Source organism: Flexivirga sp., from assembly GCF_035551235.1.
Classification (GTDB): Bacteria; Actinomycetota; Actinomycetes; order Actinomycetales; family Dermatophilaceae; genus Flexivirga.
On the sequence record NZ_DASZNO010000038.1, the window covers coordinates 56,802 to 79,775 of the forward strand.

Annotated in this window: 19 protein-coding genes and 1 other RNA gene; 6 read left to right on the plus strand and 14 right to left on the minus strand. The window is 67.6% G+C overall.

Annotation, left to right across the window (positions count from 1 at the left end; translation table 11 throughout):
- Positions 1–42: 42 nt before the first annotated feature.
- Both VG502_RS13120 and VG502_RS13125 read right to left on the minus strand, forming a co-directional pair.
- On the minus strand, positions 43–942 hold the full coding sequence (locus VG502_RS13120; RefSeq protein WP_325550511.1) for an RDD family protein: 900 nt from the start codon (positions 940–942) through the stop codon (positions 43–45).
- A gap of 112 nt (positions 943–1,054) precedes the next feature.
- On the minus strand, positions 1,055–2,758 hold the full coding sequence (locus VG502_RS13125; RefSeq protein ID WP_325550512.1) for an APC family permease: 1,704 nt from the start codon (positions 2,756–2,758) through the stop codon (positions 1,055–1,057).
- Positions 2,759–2,972: 214 nt separating this feature from the next.
- Between VG502_RS13125 and VG502_RS13130 the strand changes: the two genes are divergently transcribed.
- The 4 genes from VG502_RS13130 (at position 2,973) to VG502_RS13145 (ending at position 6,347) form a co-directional block, all read left to right on the plus strand.
- Positions 2,973–3,494 carry a hypothetical protein gene (locus tag VG502_RS13130; protein WP_325550513.1) on the plus strand — a complete coding sequence of 174 codons (522 nt, stop codon included), beginning with the start codon at positions 2,973–2,975 and terminating at the stop codon, positions 3,492–3,494.
- Positions 3,494–3,796, plus strand: coding sequence for an SAM domain-containing protein (locus VG502_RS13135; RefSeq protein WP_325550514.1), 303 nt, complete (start codon positions 3,494–3,496; stop codon positions 3,794–3,796). The genes VG502_RS13130 and VG502_RS13135 overlap by 1 nt, the downstream gene beginning before the upstream one ends.
- Before the next feature lie 237 nt (positions 3,797–4,033).
- Complete coding sequence (locus tag VG502_RS13140; protein WP_325550515.1) at positions 4,034–5,404, plus strand: HNH endonuclease; 1,371 nt, start codon at positions 4,034–4,036, stop codon at positions 5,402–5,404.
- A 94-nt stretch (positions 5,405–5,498) separates the two neighbouring features.
- Positions 5,499–6,347: a class I SAM-dependent methyltransferase gene (locus VG502_RS13145; protein ID WP_325550516.1), complete on the plus strand. Its 849-nt coding sequence runs from the start codon at positions 5,499–5,501 to the stop codon at positions 6,345–6,347.
- A gap of 142 nt (positions 6,348–6,489) precedes the next feature.
- Here VG502_RS13145 and hppD read toward each other — a convergent pair whose 3' ends face one another.
- Entirely contained in the window at positions 6,490–7,695 is a 1,206-nt protein-coding gene (hppD, locus tag VG502_RS13150) for a 4-hydroxyphenylpyruvate dioxygenase (RefSeq protein WP_325550517.1), read from the minus strand.
- 23 nt (positions 7,696–7,718) lie between these two features.
- Between hppD and VG502_RS13155 the strand changes: the two genes are divergently transcribed.
- Entirely contained in the window at positions 7,719–7,967 is a 249-nt protein-coding gene (locus tag VG502_RS13155) for a hypothetical protein (RefSeq protein ID WP_325550518.1), read from the plus strand.
- A gap of 22 nt (positions 7,968–7,989) precedes the next feature.
- Positions 7,990–8,472 (plus strand): Lrp/AsnC family transcriptional regulator, encoded by a 483-nt coding sequence (locus VG502_RS13160; protein ID WP_325550519.1) that lies wholly within the window; start codon positions 7,990–7,992, stop codon positions 8,470–8,472.
- 17 nt (positions 8,473–8,489) lie between these two features.
- Here VG502_RS13160 and VG502_RS13165 read toward each other — a convergent pair whose 3' ends face one another.
- The 11 genes from VG502_RS13165 to VG502_RS13215 all read right to left on the minus strand — a co-directional run bounded on the left by VG502_RS13165 (position 8,490) and on the right by VG502_RS13215 (position 22,959).
- Complete coding sequence (locus VG502_RS13165; RefSeq protein ID WP_325550520.1) at positions 8,490–10,244, minus strand: DEAD/DEAH box helicase; 1,755 nt, start codon at positions 10,242–10,244, stop codon at positions 8,490–8,492.
- 126 nt (positions 10,245–10,370) lie between these two features.
- Complete coding sequence (locus VG502_RS13170) at positions 10,371–10,694, minus strand: DUF3039 domain-containing protein (protein WP_325550521.1); 324 nt, start codon at positions 10,692–10,694, stop codon at positions 10,371–10,373.
- A 22-nt stretch (positions 10,695–10,716) separates the two neighbouring features.
- The gene (locus VG502_RS13175; RefSeq protein WP_325550522.1) at positions 10,717–11,286 is read right to left on the minus strand and encodes a YqgE/AlgH family protein; all 570 of its coding nucleotides are present in this window, start codon (positions 11,284–11,286) and stop codon (positions 10,717–10,719) included.
- Between the two features lie 46 nt (positions 11,287–11,332).
- Entirely contained in the window at positions 11,333–13,522 is a 2,190-nt protein-coding gene (locus VG502_RS13180; RefSeq protein ID WP_325550523.1) for a DEAD/DEAH box helicase, read from the minus strand.
- A 283-nt stretch (positions 13,523–13,805) separates the two neighbouring features.
- Positions 13,806–15,224, minus strand: coding sequence for an NAD-dependent malic enzyme (locus VG502_RS13185; RefSeq protein WP_325550524.1), 1,419 nt, complete (start codon positions 15,222–15,224; stop codon positions 13,806–13,808).
- A 44-nt stretch (positions 15,225–15,268) separates the two neighbouring features.
- Positions 15,269–16,693, minus strand: a complete 1,425-nt coding sequence (gene pntB, locus VG502_RS13190) for a Re/Si-specific NAD(P)(+) transhydrogenase subunit beta (RefSeq protein WP_325550525.1) — start codon at positions 16,691–16,693, stop codon at positions 15,269–15,271.
- Positions 16,690–18,216: a Re/Si-specific NAD(P)(+) transhydrogenase subunit alpha gene (locus VG502_RS13195; protein ID WP_325550526.1), complete on the minus strand. Its 1,527-nt coding sequence runs from the start codon at positions 18,214–18,216 to the stop codon at positions 16,690–16,692. Before VG502_RS13195 ends, pntB begins: the two co-directional genes overlap by 4 nt.
- 109 nt (positions 18,217–18,325) lie before the next feature.
- Positions 18,326–19,693, minus strand: coding sequence for an FAD-binding oxidoreductase (locus VG502_RS13200; protein WP_325550527.1), 1,368 nt, complete (start codon positions 19,691–19,693; stop codon positions 18,326–18,328).
- Positions 19,694–19,840: 147 nt separating this feature from the next.
- Positions 19,841–20,208, minus strand: a transfer-messenger RNA (tmRNA) gene (gene ssrA, locus VG502_RS13205).
- Positions 20,209–20,287: 79 nt separating this feature from the next.
- The gene (locus VG502_RS13210; RefSeq protein WP_325550528.1) at positions 20,288–21,565 is read right to left on the minus strand and encodes a cyclopropane-fatty-acyl-phospholipid synthase family protein; all 1,278 of its coding nucleotides are present in this window, start codon (positions 21,563–21,565) and stop codon (positions 20,288–20,290) included.
- The gene (locus VG502_RS13215; RefSeq protein WP_325550529.1) at positions 21,562–22,959 is read right to left on the minus strand and encodes an FAD-binding oxidoreductase; all 1,398 of its coding nucleotides are present in this window, start codon (positions 22,957–22,959) and stop codon (positions 21,562–21,564) included. The genes VG502_RS13210 and VG502_RS13215 overlap by 4 nt, the downstream gene beginning before the upstream one ends.
- Positions 22,960–22,974 lie beyond the last annotated feature (15 nt).

Consider the following 22,974-nt stretch of genomic DNA (forward strand, 5'->3'; position numbering starts at 1 on the left):
GAACGCCTGGCGTTGTGAGCGTTTCGGCTGCCCGCCGGCCCGTCAGCGCCTGCCGTATGGCGGCACCGCGCCGCCATACGGTGCCTTGGGCGGGCGAGCGCTCACGACATACGTCTTGGCGGCCTTGTCGTGCAATGACTGGGCACTCTGGTCGCCGAGTGGCACCAGCCCGTCGACGAGGCTGAAGACCGAGCCGAGTGAGGCCACGAAGGGCACGAACGACGTGATGTTGCTGACGCCCTTGACGAGTGAGCGGATCACGACGGCGCGCAGGTCTGGCTTCGCGGTCGACCCGGCGCCGCGCACGCGCACCCCGAGGAGCATGTGCCCGAGCGTCTGACCGCGCCACGCGACCAGCGCGATCTCGTAGACCAGGTAGAGCAGCAACGCGATCAGCGGGAACTGCCACGGCACGTTGTAGACCGCGTCCGGGATCGGCGGTTGCGACCGACCGTCGCGCGCCGCCTCGAGCAGGTCGTCATACCACGTGGTGATCGTGGTGACCCAGGGGTGCAGCCACGTCCACGAGATCGCCACCGCCACGACCGACAACAGGATGTTGTCGACGATGTAGGCGAACAGGCGGCGCCACCACGAGGCGGTCGGCTCGCCGTCGGGCGTCGTCTTGACCTGCCGCGGGGCGTACGCCTGCTGGTGTGCGTATGGCGACTGCGGGCCGCCGGGGTACTGCTGCGACGGCGGCTGCTGCTGGTAGGGGCGCAACTGCGGGCGCTGGCCGTAACCGGGCGCCTGAGCCTGCTCGGCAGCCCGCTTGCGCTCCTGCTCCTCTTCGTACTGCCGGCGCGCGTCGCCGATGCGGGACTGGTCGAGGTTCGGCTTCATCTTCGGCATCGTGCGGTCGCTCCACAGGATGCCGTCCCAGTAGCGAAGCAGGTTCGGGTCCTGGGGGTCGTCATACCAACCCGATGCGCGTTCGCTCATGATCACTCATCCTCTCATTGCGCCCCGACGCGTTGCGCAGGAGGCGCACACGACGACGCGCCTCCTCCCCCGCGTTCGGGGAAGGAGGCGCGTCGTGGTGGAGAGAGGTCGCTCAGGCCCCGGGGGCGAGCTTGTCCTCGTCCTCCTCGATGATCTCCTCGGTCTCGTTGAGGATCTCCTCGACGCGTTCCTTCGGCAGCTGGCAGTACCAGGCAATGGCGAGGATCACGGCCGTCAGGACGATGTTGGCGAGGATGCCACCGTTGAAGCCGTAGACGTTGGCCTCACCCGCGTCCTTGGCCTCGGTGCCCGAGTAGCTGCCCAGGTAGCTCACCAACAGGATCCCCGCGAACCAGACCAGCACCCACCAGCCGTACTTGAACTCCAGCTTGGGCGCGCGACCCTTGTCCGTGACCTGGAAGATGCCCAGGAAGATGTAGCCGATGGCGACCGCCGCCATCATCTTCCACACCTGGTCCCAACCGGCCCAGTACATGATCAGGTTGGTGGCCAGCAGCGCGAGCGGGGCGACGACCCACGGCATACGGCTCTTGTAGGGACGCTCCATGTCGGGCAGCTGCTTGCGGAAGGTCAGCAGGGCGATCGACCCGCTACCGAAGGAGAGCACGGTCAGCGATGTCACGATCGACACCAGTGACTGCCAGCTCGGGAACGGCAGGAAGAAGATGCAGCCGGCGATCCACGCCAGGATGAGGCTCACCCACGGCACACCGTTGGTGTTGACCTTCGCCAGCGCGGCCGGTGCGTTCCGGTTGCGGCCCATCGCGTAGGACATCCGCGCGGTGACGCTGGTGTAGATCAGGCCGGTGTCACCGGGGCTGATGAACGCGTCCGCGTAGAGCAGGCCGGCCAGCCAGCCCAGGCCGACGAAGGTCGCCAGAGCGGCCAGCGGGCTGAAGTTACCGGCGTCGCTGCCGACCTTGATCGCGTTACCGACGTTGGCCCAGCCGTCGTGCGCGAGGGCGGACGGGTCGAGCGCGGCGATGAAGGCGACCTGCAGCAGGATGTAGAGGACGCCGCAGATCAGGATCGAGCCGATCAGGGTCAGCGGAACGTTCTTCTTCGGGTTGTCGGTCTCACCGGCGAGCTCGATGCCCTGCCGCCAGCCGAGGAAGGAGAACGCGATACCGGCAGCCGGGATGGCCTCCATCGCGCCCTTGATGCCGTTGGGTGCGAAGCCGCCGCCACCCTTGGCGTCGACGGTGAAGTTGCCGCTGTGGAACGCGGCGATCATCAGCGCGGCGATGACCAGCACGATCATGATGAGCTTCCACCAGACCAGCACGTTGTTGATCCGGGCGAACCACTTCACACCGAGGAAGTTGATCAGCACGAAGAAGCCCAGCATCAGGATCGCGACGACCAGACCGGCCGGCTTCAGCGTTCCGTTGCTGTTCTCCAGCCAGCCGATGTATGACGACGCGTAGGTCAGCACGGCGGAGACCTCCACCGCGGCAACCGATGCACAGGCGAGCCAGGTGACCCAGCCGAACGAGTAGCTGGCGAACGAGCCCCACGCGTAGTGCGGGTAGCGCGCGACGCCGCCGCTTCGCGGCATCATCACGCCGAGTTCGGCGTAGCTGAGCCCGATGAACAGGAACATGATGGTTCCGACGACCCACGACAGGATCGCGGCCGGACCGGCCAAGCTGGAGGCGTGCAGTGAACTGAACAGCCATCCCGATCCGATGATCGAGCCAATGGCAGTGAAGAGGAGTCCGACAGTGCCGAACTCCTTCTTCAGATGTGGATCATCTCCGGCGATGTTGTCTACCTTGTCGGTGTCAACACTCATAGTTGTGCATCATCCCTTTCGGCTCCCATGCACGGTCCAAATTTCATGTCATGCTCCGCCGCGGACCACAACCTGTGAACTGTGACACACTCGGTGAGCGTTAGCACGCTAGACCCAGAAAGTATCGAAGGGTCAAGCGGCACACCGAACAAGTGCCAAATCGCAACCTCCCGGACCACGGTCGCGTCCCGGACCGCCGAGTAGGCTCGCGCGCATGCTGAAGCTGCTGTTGCTGCTGCACCTGTTGACCGCGATCTTCGCGATCGGACCGCTCGTGCACGCGGTCACCACCGCGTCGCGCGGCCTGCGGCAGGCCGATGCAGCGGCCATTGCGTCCTCGGCCCGGATGGCCAAGATCTACTCGATGGTGTCGGTGCTGGTCGTCATCTTCGGCTTCGGCCTGATGTCGCAGAAGCGGCGCGGCAAGGAACTCGGCTCGTTCGGCGACACCTGGATCTGGCTGTCGGTCCTGTTGTGGGTCGTCGCCGTCGCCCTGACGTTCGTCGCGATCGTGCCGGCCCTGGAGAAGGCCGCGGAGCAGCTCCGTTCCGCCGGCGGGTCGAGTAGCGACCCAAGCGGGTTGAGTAGCCCGGAGGAGCGCAGCGGAGGAGGGCGTATCGAAACCGCCCCGATCAACCTCAAGGCACAGACCGCACGCGTCGCCGCCTCCGGTGGTGTCGTCGGCATCATCTTCGCGGTGATCGTCGGGCTGATGGTCTACCGACCCGGCAGCTGATGACGCCCGACGAGGTCGCCGAATTCCTCGCGACCCTGCCCGGGTGCAAGAAGAAGGGCACCGCCGCCGTACCCGCCTGGTATGTCGATGACCGCATCGTCGCCCGCCTCGTCGCATCCGACGAACTGATGATCCGGTGCGCGTTCGACGTGCGCGAGCGGCTCGTCGTGGACGACCCCAACACCTTCGGCATACCTCCGTCATACGACGCACACATGAAGGTGCAGGCCATGTTGTATGGCGATGCGAGCGCCATACAAGACGCGCTGCGCGAAGCGTGGGAGTTGCAGCGCAAGCGTTGAGCTCAGGCTGGTCGCTTTCTCCTCCGCGAACGTCGGCGCCATGGCCCCCACCCGACTCCGCGAATATCATCCGGCACGGCGCCTTCCGTAGCGCAGCCCAGAGATGCAGCGGGCATCCCATGGGCCTCGGCCGGCCGGCCGGTTGTCCACATCCTGGGGCGAGAAGGGAGGGGATGTGGACAACATTGACGTCCGAAATCCGTTGAACCCCAGGGAAATTCAGGTATAATCGAACGCATGATCGATACACCGGCGGACGGCGAAACAGGCACGGTTGCTGCCTTCGACGCCGCTGCGGTGCGTGCGTTCCATGATCGGCTCGACGAGGCCATCGCGGTCGATGGTCTGGAGGATCTGCTGGCAGAGGCGCGAGCTCTGGAAGAAGCCAAGAACGCCATCACTGCGCGACAAGCCCGACTGACCGTCGAGGCACATGACCGGCAGCGACAGGTGGACATACCGCGAGGGATCGACCGCGCCACGACCGCTCGGAAGGTGGGCTCCGACGTCGCCCTCGCGCGGCGGTCGTCCCCGCACCTCGGGTCCCGACTACTGGGGCTCGCACACGCGGTGGTGGAGGAGATGCCGTGCACATTCCGTGCCCTGACGGCCGGCGTGATCACCGAGCGCGACGCCACCGACCTGGTGGCGGCCACGGCATACCTGAGCCGGGATGACCGGGCGCGCGTGGATGCGGCGATCGCCGATGACCTGGGCACCGTGTCGCATCGACGCCTGGTCGCCGCTGCGCAGGCGGCCGCCTACCAGGCCGACCCGGAAGCAGCCACCGCGCGCCGGGCCAAGGCCGAGTCGGAGCGCCGAGTCAGCCTCCGTCCTGCGCCGGACTGCATGGCCTATCTGACCGCATTGCTGCCGGTCAAGGACGGCGTCGCCTGCTACGCCGCACTCAACGCCGCAGCGAAGGCGCATGGGGACCAACCGCGCGGGCAGGTCATGGCCGACACATTGGTCGAGCGCGTCACGGGCCGTACGCCGGCGACCGGAGCCGATGTCCAGGTCAACCTGCTGATGCCCATCGACAGCCTCACCGGCGATGCGCCCGCGCACGTGCCCGACTACGGACCCATCCCCGGTGACCTGGCACGCGAATGGGTCAGGTCTGACGGCGCGCATGACAACGCGAATGACGATGCTCCCGACGACGCGACCGCTGAGTCGACCGGCAACGCGCACGTGCAGGTCCGACGGGTCTTCACCTACCCCGGCACGGGCGACATCGTCGGCATGGACTCCCGCGCCCGCACCTACCCGGGGCTGCTCGCACACCTCATCAAGCTCCGGGACCAGACGTGTCGCACCCCGTTCTGCGATGCGCCGATCGCACACATAGACCACATCCGGCCCTACGCCGAAGGCGGTCCGACGTCCGAGCGCAACGGCGAAGGATTTTGCGCCCGCTGCAATTACGTCAAAGAACATCCCGATGTCTCCGTCAGCGGCGACGCGACTGAAACCCGCACTGCCACAGGCGGATTCGTCGCTACCAGCAGACCACCGGCGCCACCGGGACAACCACCCCCAACAACATCCATGATCGAACGCACCCTCATCGACATCACTTGGCACCACTCCCTCAGCGGCATGTGACGTCGATCGGTCCGGCAGTGCCCGGCGCAACAAATCCGCTCCGTCACCCAGTGATTGCTAGCGTCGAAAGACTCGCACACGAGGGGGCAGGGCCATGGCAGCACAGGACGCCCCGATGGGGTTCGGCGCAGAGGGTATGTGGGACACCCTCGCGGGCGCATGGGACGACCGCGGCGAGTGGCACGCGACTGTCACCCGCGAGCTGACCGAGGCGATGCTCGAGTCACTCGACCCGCAACCCCACGACACGGTCATCGAGGTCGCGTGCGGGCCGACGGCGGACATCGCCTCGGCAGTGGCGCGGCGACCAGGTTTCACGGGGACGATCCGCGCCGGAGATCTATCCGCGCCGATGGTTCAGGCGGCCGAGCGCAGGGCACTGCGCAACAACCTGGACATCACCTTCCTTCAGCTCGACGTCACCGAACTCCCGCTGAAATCCGGCAGCGTCGACCGTCTCGCAGCGCGATGGATCTACATGTTGTTGCCGGACCCGTTGCAAGGACTCAGCGAGGCTGCACGGGTGTTGCGCCCCACGGGATCCCTGGTGTTCGCCGTCTTCGCCTCGGCAGCGGAGAACCCGTTCTTCATGGTGCCGGGAGCGGTGCTGGCCGAGCATGGCTTGTTACGGCCGCCTGTTCCCGGGCAGCCGAGCATGTTCGCGCTAGCCGACGTCAACGGCACCCACCAGCTCGTGCGCGACGCCGGCTTCACCAGTTCGTCGGTGCGCAACGTCCCGCTCACCTACCGACTCGCCGACCCCGATGACCTGTGGTCGCTGGTCAGCCACTTCGCCGGTCCGATCTCCCTCGCAGTTCGCAGTCAGGACGAGCACACCCGCGACGAGCTCCGAGGCGAGATCGAACGGCGCGCGGAGCAGTTCCGCGACGGCACCGGTTACGCACTGCCCGGCCTGGCACGCATCTTCACCGCGTCCTTCTGACAGTCCTTCTGACGCAACGCTGTCCGCTCGGACCCGGCACACACATCGGCCACGGCCGCAGTTGCGGTCGTGGCCGATGATCTTGCGAACCGCGCCGGAAAGTCACTGGGGGCGTTGGCTTCCGGCGCGGTCCGAAGTCTTCTCAGAGGTTGCCGCGCTTGTCCTGCTCGCGCTCGATCGCCTCGAAGAGCGCCTTGAAGTTGCCCTTGCCGAAGCCCAGCGAGCCGTGCCGCTCGATCAGCTCGAAGAACACGGTCGGGCGGTCACCCAGCGGCTTGGTGAAGATCTGCAACAGGTAGCCGTCCTCGTCGCGGTCGACCAGGATGCCGCGCTTCTGCAACTCCTCGACAGGGACGCGCACCTCGCCGATCCGGGCGCGCAGCTCCGGGTCCTCGTAGTAGCTGTCCGGAGTGTCCAGGAACTCAACACCGTTGGCGCGCAACGAATCCACCGACTTGATGATGTCGCCGGTCGCGACGGCGAGGTGCTGCGCACCGGCGCCGCGGTAGAACTCGAGGTACTCGTCGATCTGCGACTTCTTCTTGGCGATGGCCGGCTCGTTGAGCGGGAACTTCACGCGGTGGTTGCCGTTCGCGACGACCTTGCTCATCAGTGCCGAGTAGTCGGTCGCGATGTCGTCGCCGATGAATTCGGCCATGTTCACGAAACCCATGACCCGGTTGTAGAACTCGACCCACTCGTCCATGTGGCCGAGCTCGACGTTGCCGACAATGTGATCCAGCGCCTGGAAGAGCCGCTTGGGCTGCCCCTCGCGACGCTCGATGGTCGAGGACTGCGCGACATACCCGGGCAGGTAGGGGCCGTCGTACTTCGACCGGTCGACCAGGGTGTGGATCGTCTCGCCATACGTCCCGATCGCGGCGATGCGGATCGTGCCGTGCTCGTCCGTCACGTCCTCCGGCTCCCGCACGACCGTGGCGCCGGCCTTGCGCGCCTGCGCGATGCACTTGTCGACGTCCGGAACCTCCAGGGCGATGTCGACCACGCCGTCACCGTGCTTGCGGTGGTGCTCGACCAGCGGGCTGTCCGGGTCGACCGCGCCGTTGATGACGAAGCGGATCGAGCCGCTCTTCAGCACGAACGACTTGTGGTCGCGGTTGCCGGTCTCGGGGCCGCTGTAGGCGACCAGCTCCATGCCCCACGCGCTCTGGTAGTAGAGCGCGGACTGCGTCGCGTTGCCGGACACGAAGACGATCGCGTCCCACCCGGTCACCGGGAACGGATCCTTGTCGGCGTCGTAGTCGACCAGGCCGACCAACTGCTTCAGCTGCTCCAAGTCCTGGCCCGCAGCGAGTTCATCGGGCGTGAGGTTCACAGTCGTTGTCATGGGTTCACTGTGCGCCGAGTCACATGGTCGCGCAATCCGAGCAACTCCGGCTGATCACGATGCACACTCTGACCGGCCGTAGCCGGTTTTCGTCATACATTGTGACCAGTCGTCAGCCGTTGCGTGCGACCGCTCGGAACATCAGCCGAACAGCCGCGCGAGCTGACGCGACTGCCGGCATACACCGACGCAGCGGAGCGCTCGACCAGACTGCCGCGCCGGTGCGCAGCCGGTGGCTGGACATCTACCTCGCGGGACTCGCGCCGCGCTGACGCGCTTCGCTAGTTTCGACGTATGCCGACGATCGACGACCTCGATGCACGCCTCATCAGCCTGCTGAGCGACAAGCCGCAGATCGGCGTGCTCGGAGCCTCCCGCGAACTCGGGGTCGCGCGCGGCACCGTGCAGGCGCGGCTGGACCGCCTGGTCGAACGCGGGGTGATCGCCTCCCTTGCGCCGACCGTCTCGGCAGTCGCGCTGGGCTATCCGGTGATGGCGTTCTGCACCCTGCAGATCCAGCAGCGCAAGGGTCGCCAGGCGGTCGTCGACCACCTGGACGGCATACCCGAGGTATTGGAAGTACACACGATCACCGGCGCCGGGGACCTGCTCGCACGCGTGGTCGCGCGTGACAACGCCGACCTGCAGCGGGTCATCGATCAGATCGTCGAGACCGGTCTCGTCGTGCATGCCTCGACCACCATCGCGCTGGCCGAGTTGATCTCCCATCGCACGCTGCCGCTGGCCGAGGAGGCCGCGCGTCCGAGCCGCGGCTGAGCCGCAACTGAGCCGCGTCAGCGCTTTCGGCCGACGAACCAGTTGCGGATCATGGTGATTCGCTCGCTGACCTCGTCCGTGGAAGCCCGGTCCAGCGCCGGTCCACCGCACTTCACCCGCAGCTCGTGATGCACGTGGGCGTGCGGCTTGCCGGACTTGGTGGAGTATGCCGCCACGAGCGCGTTCAACTCCTTGCGCTGTGCCGCAAGAGCACGGTGCGCCGCCATCGGCTGGTCGTCCTTCGGCTGGCGCCGGCCGCTGCGCAACTGCTTGTCCTGACGTTGGCGCAGCAGATTAGTCACCTGATCCGGCTCCAAAAGGCCTGGCAGGCCGAGGTATTCGTCCTCCTCGTCGCTGCCCGCCACTGCTCCGAGGCCGAACTGCTGAGCATCGAAGAGCACATGGTCGAACTCCGCCTCCGACTCCAGCGCCTCGAACTTGCCCTCCTGCTCGCCGAGCGCCTTCTCCTCACGGTTCGCCTCCGCGAGCAGGCCCTCTTCCTCGTCCCAGATCGAATCCTCAGCCTTTTCAGGGCGATCCAGCGCGTGATTGCGTTCCTTCTCCATCGTGGCCGCGAGCTCCATGATGGTCGGCACGGTCGGCAGGAAGACCGTCGCCGTCTCGCCGCGGCGGCGGGCACGCACGAAACGCCCGACTGCCTGCGCGAAGTAGAGCGGCGTCGAGGTGGACGTCGCGAAGACACCGACGGCCAGGCGTGGCACGTCGACACCCTCGGACACCATCCGAACGGCCACCATCCAGCGCTCCTCCGAGGACGCGAACTCCTCGATCCGCGACGAGGCACCGCTGTCGTCGGAGAGCACCACTGTGGGACGAACTCCGGTGACCTCGGCCAGGATTCGGGCGTAGGCACGCGCCGCGGTCTGGTTCGAGGCGATGACCAGACCACCGGCGTCGGGCATGTGCCGGCGCACCTCGGTCAGTCGCTTGTCGGCCGCACGCAGCACCGCCGGGATCCACGCGCCCATCGGGTCCAGCGCAGTGCGCCAGGCCGCGGCGGTCGCATCCTTGGTGAGTGGCTCCCCGAGGCGCGCGGAGATCTCGTCGCCGGCAGAGGTGCGCCAGCGCATCGCCCCGCCATACGCCATGAAGAGCACGGGGCGCACGACGCCGTCGCGCAGGGCGTCGGCGTAGCCGTAGGTGAAGTCGCTGGCCGACCGGCGGATGCCGTCGGGTCCCTCCTCGTAACGGACGAACGGGATCGGTGCCGTGTCCGACCGAAAAGGCGTGCCAGTCAAGCAGATTCGTCGTGTTGCCGGCTCGAATGCCTCACGAATCGCATCGCCCCACGACTTCGTATCCCCACCGTGGTGCACCTCGTCGAGAATGATGAGGGTCCGCTTGCGTTCCGTGCGGTAGCGATGCAGGGCCGGCCTACTCGCGACACCGGCATACGTCACTGCGATGCCGTCGAATCCCTTGGCGTGCTGCTCCTGTGCGTTGGTGAACCGCGGGTCGATGTGTATGCCGACCCGTGCCGCTGCGTCGGCCCACTGGGTCTTCAGGTGCTCGGTCGGCGCGACGATCGTGATCTGCTCGATGATCCCCCGCTGCAGCAACTCCGTCGCCAGCCGCAGCGCGTAGGTCGTCTTGCCTGCCCCCGGCGTCGCCACCGCGAGGAAGTCGCGTGGCTGCTCGGTCAGGTAGGTCTCGAGAGCCGAGGCCTGCCAGGCGCGCAGCTTGCCGGCGGTCCCCCACGGCGCCTTCCCCGGGAAGGCCGGTGACAGGTGCGAGGCGGCGGAGGTGCTCACAGCAGCCCCCTCGTTCCTCGTGCGTTGCTATGCGTCCTGAGCCCGACCGGTTCCTCGCTGCGCTCGCTCATAGACCGACAAGGCTAACCTCCACCACCGTCACTCCCGTGACGCGGGGCTGCGGCCTCAGCCCTTGTCGTCGCCGCCGTCCTGCGGCGGGCGGATGCCCTCGTAGATCTCCTTGCAGGTCGGGCACACGGGGAACTTCTCGGGGTCGCGGCCGGGCACCCAGACCTTGCCGCAGAGCGCTGTCACGGGTTCACCGGACAGCGCGCTCTCCATGATCTTCTCTTTCCGCACGTAGTGCGCGAAGCGCTCATGGTCGCCCGGCTCCTGCAACTCCTCCTGCGCATCGGTGCGCTCGCGCTCCAGCGTCGCCGTGGACGTGCTGGGCAGGCTCGGCGCGCTCTCCGGTGAGGACAGGCGGTCCGGTTCGTCAATGGTGCTCATACGACCGATTGTAGTTCGGGGCTCAGTTGAGATCGGGATCCGAGGGGAAGGTGGCGGCGAACGACACCGGGCTGTGCTGCCGTTTCAGGACCCGCGTCCAGAGCCCGCCCGGATCCGCACTGAAGGCATCCCCGGGTTGTGCGTCGACCACGAACCACATGCCGACGTCGATCTCGTTCTCGAGTTGGCCCTCGCCCCAGCCGGCATACCCCGCGTAGATCCGCAGGCTGTCGACGACGGGCGCGATGATCGGTGGCGGGGCGTCCAGATCGACGAGGCATATCCCGCCGAAAAGGCTTCGTATGCCGAGGGATTCGTCTTCGTTGCCGTCGGCCGATGCCAGCGCGAGGGCCGTGTCCAGCGACACCGGACCACCCTGGAATACGCAGTCCGGGGATGACACGTGCTCCTGCCATCCGGGCAGCACGGCGTCCACCTCGGCGCTGAGCGGCCGATTGAGGATGAGCCCGTGCGCGCCCTCCTCGTCGTGATGGAGCACCAGCACGACGCTGCGCGTGAAGACGTCACCCTCGCCGAGCTCGGACTGCTCCTGCGGAACTGCGACGAGGAGTCGTCCGGTCAGGTCGGTCACCCAGCCATTATGAGTGACCGACCTGCGGATGTGGCTGTCTGCGGGGTCAGCGCCCCGAACCGCCCCGCTGGAACCGGTCCCGACCGCCGCCGCGGTTGCCGTCGCGACCACCGCGGTAACCACCACGGTCGTTGCCGAAGCGGCCGTGTCCGCCGCGGCCGCCATACGAACGACCCCCGCGGGAAGCGCGCGGCGGGCTGATCAGGCGCTGCAGGTCGGCGTCGGAGATCGGCGCGCCCTCCGGCGTGCTGCCACCGGCAGCGCGGATGACGTCGTCGCCGGGCCGGGCGTTCTGCACCTCGACGTCGACGCCGGCTGCGTCCAGGAGGCGCTGCATCGTGCGCCGCTGGTGCGGCAGCGCCAACGTCACGACGGTGCCCTTCTCGCCCGCGCGCGCGGTGCGGCCCGCGCGGTGCTGGTAGTCCTTGTGGTCGGCGGGCGGGTCGACCTGCAGGACGACGCCGACGTCGTCGACGTGGATGCCGCGGGCCGCGACATCGGTCGCGACGAGCACCGGCACCTTGCCGTCCTTGAACGCCGACAGCACCCGGTTGCGCTGGCTCTGGTTCAGGCCACCGTGCAGCGATGCCGCCAGAACGCCCTGGTCACGCAGCTCACCGGCGACGCGGTCCGCGCCGAGCTTGGTGCGGACGAAGACGACGGTGCGCCCGGCCCGGTTCGCGACCTCGGCGGTCACCAGCTTCTTGTGGCGCGGCTCGATCAGCAGCGCGTGGTGGTCCATCTCCGCGATCGACGACGTGCCGTCATCCGTGGCGTGCTCCACCGGGTCGGTCAGGTAGCGCTCGACAACCGTGTCGATGCCGCGGTCGAGGGTCGCCGAGAACAGCAACCGCTGACCGTCGGTGGGGACCTCGTCGAGGATCTGCTCGATCGCCTCCAGGAAGCCCATCTCGGCCATGTGGTCGGCCTCGTCGAGGACCGCGATCTCCACCCGGCTGAGGTCTGCGGCGCCGCGCTCCATGAGGTCGATCAGGCGACCGGGCGTGGCGATCAGCAGGTCGACGCCGCGCTCGAGAGCCGACAGCTGCGGCTCGTACGGCATACCGCCGGCAACCAGCTTGTGGCGCAGGCCGATGACGTGGACCAGCGGCTGCAGTGCGTCGCTGACCTGCATCGCCAGCTCGCGGGTCGGCACCAGCACGATGGCACGGGGCTGACCCGAGCGCGCCTTGCCGCCCGCTGCGAGCCGGGTCAGGGCCGGCAGTCCGAACGACAGGGTCTTACCGGATCCGGTGCGGCCACGGCCGAGCACGTCGCGGCCGGCGAGCGCGTCGGGAATCGTCGCGGTCTGGATCGGGAACGGGGCGGTGATGCCGTCGCGTGCGAGCCGCTCGACCAGCGAATCCGGCAGGCCGAGGGCAGCAAAACCGTTGCCCTCCAAAGAGATCGGCTCCACCGGACGTTCCTCGCGCTTCACCGGGCGGGACTCGGCGGCCTGGTCGTCACGACGGGGACGGTCGAAGTCGCGCCGCTGCGGGCGCTCGTCGCGTCGGCCCTCGTGGCGGTTGTCGCGGAACGAGCCCTGCCGGTCGTCCCGGCGGTTGTCGCGGTATGACGGACGGTGGTTGTCGCGGTCGCCATACGACCGGCGGTCATCGCGGCGGCCATCGGTGCGTTCGGTCCCACGATCGAAGCTGCGACGGTCCTGCTGCTTCTCATAGCCACCACGCCGGTCATCGCGACGCTCGTAGCCACCGCGCCGGTCGTCACGACGGTCCTGTCCGCGGTCGTCACGGCGGCCGTAACCGCGCTGGTCGTTGCCGCGCTGGTCGTTGCCGCGCTGCTCGTTGCCGCGCTGCTCGTTGGCGCGACGGTCGTAGCCCCGGTTGTCGCCGTCCCGGCGGTCGTTGCCACGACGGTCATCACGATCCTCGAAACGACGCTTCGGCCGATCGTTCGACGGGCCGTCGAACCGGCGCGGGCCGCGGTCATCGGAACGGCGCGGGCCACGGTCGTCGCGGTTCCAGGAGTTACGCGGGGCGCGGTCGTTGCGGCCACGTGCACCCTCGTCGCGGCGGTCCCGACGGTCGCCGGAGCGATCGTTGTCGCGGCGGTCGCGGTCACCGCGGCCGGCGAACTCGCCGTCCTTGCGGGGCGCGCGGTCGTTGCCACCGAACTCGCCGCGCTGTTTGCGGACGCCGGAGCGCTTGACCTCGAGCTTCTGGGCACGGGTCCAACGTGCCTTCTTGCCGTCCATGGATTTCTTATTGGGCATGCGTCATTTCCTCTGAGTTCTACTGGTGCTGCTGAGCGCACCACGCGAGGCTCGGGCGCGACGGATGATCCGCATCACTGGCGGATGTCGCTGCTCGAGGGGTCCTCGGCGCCGGATGATCTCGGCGCTCACAAAAGGAAAATCAGCAATGAACGCAAGACCGCGTAATTAACGTCTGCAACGGTAGCGGACCCGACCTGTTCCATCCAAAACGAGACAGCCCCATGGGCACGTGATGTCCGTCGCACTCGGGCGCCCGGCGGGCCGGGCGCCCGGCCCGGGGTCAGGCGTGTGAGTCGCCCTCGTCGGCACGGACCGCCTCGGCGACCGCACGGGCGACGACCGTCGACACGTCCGGCTGGAACACGCTCGGGATGATGTATGCCGGGTTGAGCTCCTCGGGCTTCACGACGGCCGCGAGCGCCTCGGCGGCGGCGAGCATCACGTGCGTCGTGACGCGGCTGGCCGCAGCGTCCAGCAGACCACGGAAGACACCCGGGAAGATCAGCACGTTGTTGATCTGGTTGGCGAAGTCACTGCGCCCGGTCGCCACCACCGTCGCGTGCTCGGCCGCTGCCGTCGGGTCGACCTCGGGGTCCGGGTTGGCAAGCGCGAAGACGATCGCGTCATCCGCCATACCGGCGATGTCGTCGCCGTTCAGCAGGTTGGGCGCCGAGACGCCGATGAAGACGTCGGCACCGCGCACCGCATCCTTCAGGGTGCCGGTCACCCGACCCGGGTTCGTCGTCGCCGCGAGCTTGGCCAGGTCGCTGCCCGGAGCGGACTTGATGTCTTCGCGCTCGGGCTCCACCACGCCGTTGATGTCGGACAGCACGATGTCCTTGGCGCCCGCCGCGGACAGCAGCAGGGCGATGGCCGTGCCGGCAGCACCGGCCCCGGACTGGACGATGCGGACCTCGGAGAGCTCCTTGCCCACCACTCGCAGCGCGTTGCGCAGGGCCGCGAGGACGACGATCGCGGTGCCGTGCTGGTCGTCGTGGAAGACCGGGATGTCGAGCTCGTCACGCAACCGGCGTTCGATCTCGAAGCAGCGCGGCGCGGAGATGTCCTCGAGGTTGATGCCGGCGAAGACCGGCGCGACCGCCTTGACGGTCCGGATGATCTCCTCGGTGTCCTTGGTGTCCAGGCACAGCGGGAACGCATCGATGTCCGCGAACCGCTTGAACAGCGCCGCCTTGCCCTCCATGACCGGCAGCGCGGCCAGCGGGCCGATGTCGCCGAGACCGAGCACGGCGGTGCCGTCCGTGACCACCGCGACGGTGTTGCGCTTGATCGTCAAACGCCTTGCATCGTCGGGGTTTTCGGCGATGTCGAGGCAGACGCGCGCGACGCCCGGGGTGTAGACCATGGACAGGTCGTCACGGTTGCGGATCGGGACCTTCGACTCGATCTTCAGCTTGCCGCCGAGGTGCGCCAGGAAGGTGCGGTCGCTCACCTTGTGGATCTCGACGCCCTCGACCGCGCGCATCGCGGCGACCAGCTCGGCTGCGTGGTCCGCGTCCCGCGCCGCCGCAGTGACGTCGATCGTCATCCGGGCGTTGTCGGAGTGGTTGATGTCGAGTGCGGTGACCAGCCCCCCGTTGCGCTCCACCGCGCCGGTGAGCTCGCTCACGGCAGTCGCCCGGCCGGGCAGGTCGACGCGGACGGTGATCGAATTGGACACGGAAGGGAGGGCGGTCATGCCGGACATTCTTGTGTGTCGGCATCAGCCCGCGCCACCGGGGGTCAGCGCAGGCCCGCGATGATCGCCGTCACCTGGTCCTTGGCGTCGCCGAAGAGCATCCCGGTGTTGTCCCGGTGGAAGAGCGGGTTCGGCACTCCGGCATACCCAGAGGCCATCGATCGCTTGAGGACGACGACGTCCGCGGCCTCCCAGACACGCAGCACCGGCATACCCGCGATCGGCGAGCCCTGGTCCTCGGCCGCGGCGGGATTGACCGTGTCGTTCGCACCGATCACGAGCACCACATCGGTGCCGGCGAAGTCGTCGTTGACCTCGTCCATCTCCAGCACGATGTCGTAGGGCACCTTCGCCTCGGCCAGCAGCACATTCATGTGGCCGGGCAGCCGCCCAGCGACCGGATGTATGGCGAACCGCACCCCGATCCCCTTGTCCCGCAAGGCCTTCGTCAGGTCGGCAACGCCGTACTGCGCCTGCGCGACCGCCATCCCGTAACCCGGTGCGATGACCACCGAACTCGCCGCGGACAGCAACTCGGCGACCTCGGCAACGGTCGTCTCGCGGTGACCGCCGAGGTCCCCGGCCTGCGAGGGGCCGGCCTCGATGCCGAACCCGCCGGCGATCACCGACACGAAGGACCGGTTCATCGCCTGGCACATGATGTAGGACAGGTACGCACCGGAGGATCCGACCAGCGCACCGGTCACGATCAACAGGTCGTTCTCCAGCAGGAAGCCCGACGCGGCCGCCGCCCAGCCGGAGTAGCTGTTCAGCATCGACACCACGACCGGCATGTCCCCGCCGCCGATCGACGCGACCAGGTGCAGGCCGAGCGCGAGCGCGATGATCGTCACCACGACCAGCAACCACAAATGCGGCTGTATGACGAACCACACCGTCAGCCCGACGAACAGGGCCAGCGCGCCCAGGTTGAGGAAGTTCTTGCCCGGCAGCACCAGCGGCTTGGATTTCATCCGCGCCGACAGTTTCAGGAACGCGATGATCGACCCGGTGAAGGTGACCGCGCCGACGAAGACGCCGATGAACACCTCGGCGTGGTGAATCCCCAACGTGGACAACGAATCCAGGTGCGTCGCCTCGACGCCGTGCGGGTCGTCCTCGACCGACAGATAACCGTTCCACCCGACCAGCACCGCCGCGAGCCCGACGAACGAGTGCAGCAGCGCGATCAGCTCCGGCATACCCGTCATCTCCACGACACGTGCCCGCCACAGGCCGATCGCGGCGCCGATGACCATGGCCACGATCAGCAGGCCGAGCCCCGATCCCTGTATGTCGCGGTCGATCGCCAGCGCGATCGTCGCGGCGAGGGCCAGCGTCATACCGGCGATGCCGAAGGTGTTGCCCACCTTGGCCGTTTCGTGCCGGGACAACCCGTCCAGCGCCAGGATGAAGAGCAGGGCAGCGACGATGTATGCCGCAGAAGCTGCGGTCGCGACGGTGATCATGAGCGCGAGAACATTCCGAGCATGCGGCGCGTGACCGCGAACCCGCCGAAGACGTTGATCGACGCGAGCAGGATCGCCGCGAACGACACGATCGTGATCGCCGTGTTGCGCTGCCCGATCTGCAGCAACGCACCGACGACGATGATGCCCGAGATGGCGTTGGTCACCGACATCAGCGGCGTGTGCAACGCGTGGTGCACATTGCGGATCACGTAGTAGCCGATCACGATCGCCAGCGCGAAGACCGTCAGGTGCACGGTGAGCGCCTCCGGTGAGATGCCCAACAGGACGAACAGCACAGCCGCGGCGACCAGCACGATGCCCAACCGGCGGCCGGGCGTCAGCGGTGCCTTCTCCGGCTTCGCCACGACCTCCTGCTTCGGTGCTGCCTGCGCCGGCGCCGCCGACACCTGCACCGGTGGTGGTGGCCAGCGCAACTCACCGTCACGCACGACCAGGATCGAACGCTGCACCACGTCGTCCTCGTCGATGACCAGCTGCCCGTCCTTGCCCGGAGTCAGCAGCTTCAGCAGATTGACCAGGTTCGTGCCATACAGCTGCGACGCCTGCGCCGGCAGCCGGCCCGCCAGATCGGTGTAGCCAATGATCGTCACGCCGCCATCGGTGACGACCACCTCGCCGGCCACCGAACCCTCGACATTGCCGCCGTTGGCGGCGGCCATGTCGACGATCACGCTCCCGGACCGCATCGTGGCCACCATCTCCGCGGTGATCAGCCGCGGCGCCGGACGCCCCGGGATCAACGCGGTGGTGATCACGATGTCGACATCCTGCGCCTGCGCCGCATACAGCTGGGTCTCCCGCTCCTTGTAGTCCTCACCCATCTCCTTCGCGTACCCGGTAGCGGACACCTCCGCCTCCGGGTCCTCGATCGAAAGGTATTCACCACCAAGGGATCTGACCTGATCGGCAACCTCCGGCCGCGGATCGGTCGCCCGCACGATCGCCCCCAGCGACACCGCCGTCCCGATCGCTGCCAACCCGGCGACCCCGGCACCACACACCAGCACCTTCGCCGGCGGCACCTTCCCGGCAGCGGTCACCTGCCCGGTGAAGAACCGGCCGAACGCGTGCGCAGCCTCCACCACCGCCCGGTAACCCGCGATGTTCGCCATCGACGACAACACATCCAACGACTGCGCCCGCGAAATCCGCGGCGCCGCGTCCAGCGACAGAGCAGTGATCGGTCGCCGCGCCAGGTCCTCCACCAACTCCGGATGCAACCGCGGAGCGAGTATGCCGACGACCGTCGCGCCCTCGTGCAGCCGATCCAGTTGCGCCGTGGTGAGAGCGTTCACGCCGAGCACCACGTCCGTCGCCAGCGCGTCACCGAGTTCCGCACCCGCCTCGGCATACGCCCCATCAGCGAAGCTGGCCCGCTCCCCCGCCCCGGGCTCGACCACCACGTCATACCCCAGCTTGCGCAGCTCACGAACGGTGGCAGGGGTCGCGGCGACTCGGGTCTCTCCCGTTGCGGCTTCCCTGACGACTCCGACCCGCATGGGGATCCTCTCGCTCGGTTGTCGACATCGTAGGGTCCACGACCGACCGATGGGCCGAACGAGTCACCGACTCCGCGAATACTCCGGACGACTTCTGCCCGGATGCGGGTCAGCGACGGCGGCTGTGCGGCTGCGCGAAGCGGAAGCTGCCCTGCGGATCGTGCTGCTGGTGCAGTGCGTCGAGCCGCTCGCGCGTCGCACCGGACCAGGCATCGACGGGCCGGCGGGTATCGCAGCCGTGGAAGTTGATCAGCGTGCCCCCGGTGGCCCACGGAGCGAGCGCGTCGACGAATGCCCGCCCGGCGGCCGGCGTCACGTCGACCAGCGGAGGCGGGAGCACCCCCACCGCGTAGGCGTTGAACGCGGCCTCTCGCCCACCGACGGCGTTGTCCGTCCCCTGTGCGGTCGCGAGCGCACCACCCATCGGCCTGATCTCGGCGACGATCAGCGGAACGTCGTTGCCGGGTCCTGCCACATCGAGCAGCGCGTCGACAGCAGCCGCCGGAAACTCCGTCAGCAAGCAGCTCGTATCCCACACCGGCAGCGGATCGGTCGGATCGCAGTGGACCGACGCGATCGCCGAATACGGCGTGACCGCAACGGTATCGATGAGGGCCGCGGCGACCGCACGGATCGGCGCGAGCTCTCGCTCGCCCTCCTCGGGCCCGCCGACATACAGAAAACGAAGGTGCACGGTCAGCCGGCCGCGCAACGGCTCCGGGACACCGGGGAGGTCCGGCAACCGGAGCAGGGCGATCGAGGTGTTGGCCCGATCGGAGAGTTGTCCGGCCCACTCGCGCCAGGCGTGCAGCACTGCCGGAGCGTCCTCGCCGTCGAAGAAGAGGCCGCCGCCGTAATAGTGCGCCAGCGGCATCAGCTCGAAGTCGAGCTCGGTCACGATGCCCAGCTGGCACTTTCCGCCGCGCAGTCCCCAGAACAGATCGGGCTCGGACTCGGCGGTGACCTCGTGGACCGCACCGTCGGCCGTGACCAACCGCAGCCGCCGCACGCGATCCGCGGCGAACCCGAACGTGCGGGCCATCGGACCGAAGCCACCGCCCAGGGTGTAGCCCACCACGCCGACCGTCGTCGACGATCCGTTCAACGGTGCGAGCCCGTGCGGCGCCGCGGCATCGATGACCTGCTGCCACCTGACGCCGGCGGCGACCCGGGCGGTCCCGCGGTCCGGGTCGAGGTCCAGGTCGGTCAGCCGGCTGGTGTTGATCAGCACCCCGCCCTCGACCGGGACCGCTGCGCCGTGGCCGGTCGCCTGCACCCCGATCGGGAGACCCTGCTCACCGGCGAATCGGACTGCCTGCACGACGTCCTCGGCGTGAGCGGCGACGACCACGATGTCGGGCTGCTGGGTGACGGCGAGGTTGAAGCCGGACGTGGCATCTGCCCAGTCGGCGTCGTTCGGCACGAGCACGCGCCCGGCGATCGATGGTCGAAGCGAGTCCGCGAGAGCGACGAGCATGGCCTGGGTCCTTCCGCCGTGGGACTCCATGGCACCACGCAGGTGGGGCGGCATCTCATCGAATTGCGCGAATCCGCAGCGCTCGCAACAAACGCCGCAGCGCTGGACGGGTCCGGTGCTGCGGCGTTCATTGTCGGGTGATGGCTGTTGTGGAGGTGGCGGGAATCGAACCCGCGTCCGCTGGCGGCGAGGCAAGGCTTCTCCGGGCGCAGTGCGCTGTGGATTTTCTCGGCCCCAGGGCTCGCGCGCACACGTTCCCTGACAGGCCCAGCCGAGTAAGAGTCCCGTGTCGCCCCTCGGCCTGACGACACAGCAAGTCCTCTAGCTGACGCCAGACACTGAGTCGAGAACTAGCTCAGGCTGACGGACTTCGGAGCTCGCTCAGGCGGCGAGGGCGAAGTCGGTGCGCTTTGAGTCGGCACCTATTGGTTTTGCACGGAGCGTTAACGAGATAACCGTGCATCCTCGGCCCGCTTCCCCTACGACGGCGATCAGCGTCGAAACCGATCACCCCCAAGATGAAACGTCCATCACCACTGTTCAGTTGTCCTGCGAAGCATACGGTTCAACGCCCGCAGGTGCGAACCGATTCCCTCACACGCCGAAGTCGTAGCGAAGCGGGTATGGCGCCTGCCCGTTCTCGGCGACCTTCTGGCCGAGCACCTGATGCAGTTGGATGTGGTTGCGCTCGAAGCCGATCGCCGAGCCGGCGAGGTAGAGACCCCAGATCCTGGACGTCTGGACACCCGCGTCGCGCACGCACTCGTCCCAGTTGGCCGAGAGGTTCCTGCACCACGCGCGCGTAGTGCGGGCATAGTGCTCGCGCAGATCCTCGCTGTGCCGGACCTCGAAGCCCTGGTCCTCCATCGCCGAGATGATCGTGCCGGCACCGGTGATCTCACCGTCGGGGAAGACATACCGGTTGATGAAGCCGCCGCGGGTCAGCGCCGGTGTCTTGTTGTCCGGCCGGGTGATGCTGTGGTTGAGCATCCGTCCGCCGACCTTGAGCTTGTCGTAGTTGAACTTGAAGTAGCTCGGGTAGTTCTTGACCCCGATGTGCTCCGTCAGCCCGATCGAGCTGACCGCGTCGAAGCCGGTCTCGGTGATGTCGCGGTAGTCACCGTGGCGGATCTCGCCGCGGTCGTCCAGGCCGTTCTCCTTCAGGTGCTGCTGCGCCCACGATGCCTGCTCCGCGGACAACGTCACACCGAGTGCGGTGACCCCGTAGTGCTGCACGGCGTGCTTCACCATGCCGCCCCAGCCGCAGCCGATGTCGAGCAACCGCATACCCGGCCGCAGGCCGAGCTTCCTGCAGACCAGGTCGAACTTGTGCTCCTGCGCCTGCTCCAGTGTCGCATCGGCGTCGGGGTAGCACGCGCAGGTGTAGGCCATCGTCGGGCCCAGCACCAGCTCGTAGAAGGCGTTGCTGACGTCGTAGTGGTGGTGGATCGCCTCGGCGTCGCGCTTGCGCGAGTGGCGCAACCCCTCCACGGCACGTCGCCACTGCGGCAGCGCCTCCTGCGCCGGCAACTCCGGCACGCGAAAGCTCTTCCGTCCCAACGACTTCAGGATCTCGGCCAGCTCGCCCACCGGCGGACGCTTCGCCTCGAAGTCGTCCAGGAAGAGCGTGAGGAAGTCGTAGGGATCGCCCGGGTCGATCCCCTCGACCAGCAGGTCGCCCTGGATGTACGCACGCGCCAGTCCCAGCTCGCCGGGAGCCGTGACCAGATAGCGCAGGGCACGCTCGTTCGAGATGTCGATCGTCACCACTGCGTCCGGGTTCCCCCCGCGGGAGCCGTCATACGCCTTGACCGCGAACGGCACATCGGTGCCGAAGATCCGGTCGGAAATCTCCCCAATACTCAGCGTCACCGCCGCTTCACCGCCTTCGTGTAGAGATCGGGCAACCGCCCGTCCGGGTCGTACTTCTTCTTCACTGCCTTGAGCGTGTCACCGCCGTAGAGACCCCAGAAGGTCTCTTCGTCGTAATAGACGTCGCTGTAGAGAGACTTATGCCCACCCATCGTGTGGACGATGCGCTCGATGTCCTTGTTGACGTCGCCGTCGGCCCGTCCGGGGCTGATCTCGACCGTCGACCAGAACCCGACGTTGACGTACTGCTCACCGCGCTTCAGCGGATAGAGCGGCCAGGGCTGATCGCCATGCTCGCCGTCACGAACCGCCAGCGGGCACAACCAGATCGGCTCGATCGGGACGTTGTCGAGGAACCAGTCGAGGAACTCCTCGGTGCGATCGAGGGAGACCTCGACGTCCTGCACGACGCGCTCGCGCGGCAGCTTGCCCTTCGCTGCGTCGAGCCTGGCGAAGTAGCCGTGGGTGTTCTCCCACCGGATCACCTTGCTGTAGACGTCGCTGCGCAGGTAGCGACGCGGCACCAGTCGACGCACCATCGGGTTCTGCAGGCCGAGTGCGCGGTTGCACCAGAACCAGTCGGTGTCCCACCGCCACAGGTAGTCCAGCGCCGTCAGGTAGTCCTCGCTGCGCTGCTGGATGGAGCGATAGAAGATCTGCTGGCCGGTGTAGTCCGAGGTGTATGGCGCGGAGCTGGTCCATCCGCCGAGCACGAGGTAGGACTCCTCGCGCGAAAACACCACTCCGTCAACGAAGTCCACGTCCTCGCCGCCATACGTGCGGTCCTTCAGGACCTGCCCGAGCGTCTCGATTAGCTCACCGATAGTGGTGAACCGGACATGCCGCAGATGAACGTATGGCGCCACCCGCTCCAGCTTGATCTTCAGCCGCACCGAGTAGCCGAGCGAGCCGTAGGAGTTCGGGAACGCCCGGAAGAGGTCCGCATGCTCGTTGTCGTCGGTGGCGGTGATGATCTCGCCCGCACCGGTCAGCACATCCATCTCGAGCACCGACTCGTGCGGCAGCCCGTTGCGGAACGACGACGACTCGATCCCGAGGCCGGTGACCGCGCCGCCGAGCGTGATCGTGCGCAGCTGTGGCACGACATACGGCATCAGTCCGTAGCGCAGCGTCGCATCGACCAGGTCCTCGTAGGTCGTCATCCCCTGCACGTCGGCAGTGCCCGCTCGCGGGTCGACCTCGACGACTCCGTGAAGACGTGAAACATCAAGTCCCGGAACGGGATTGGCTTCGCGTGGACGAAATAGATTGGACGTCTTCTTCGCGAGCCGCACAGGCGCGTCGGCCGGCATCGCTGCCAACTGACGCTGCAGGTCCTCGACCGCCATCCGGTGTTTCGCCCAGCCGACGATCTCGCCGCGTGCACGCGCCACAACTTCCTCCAAGAC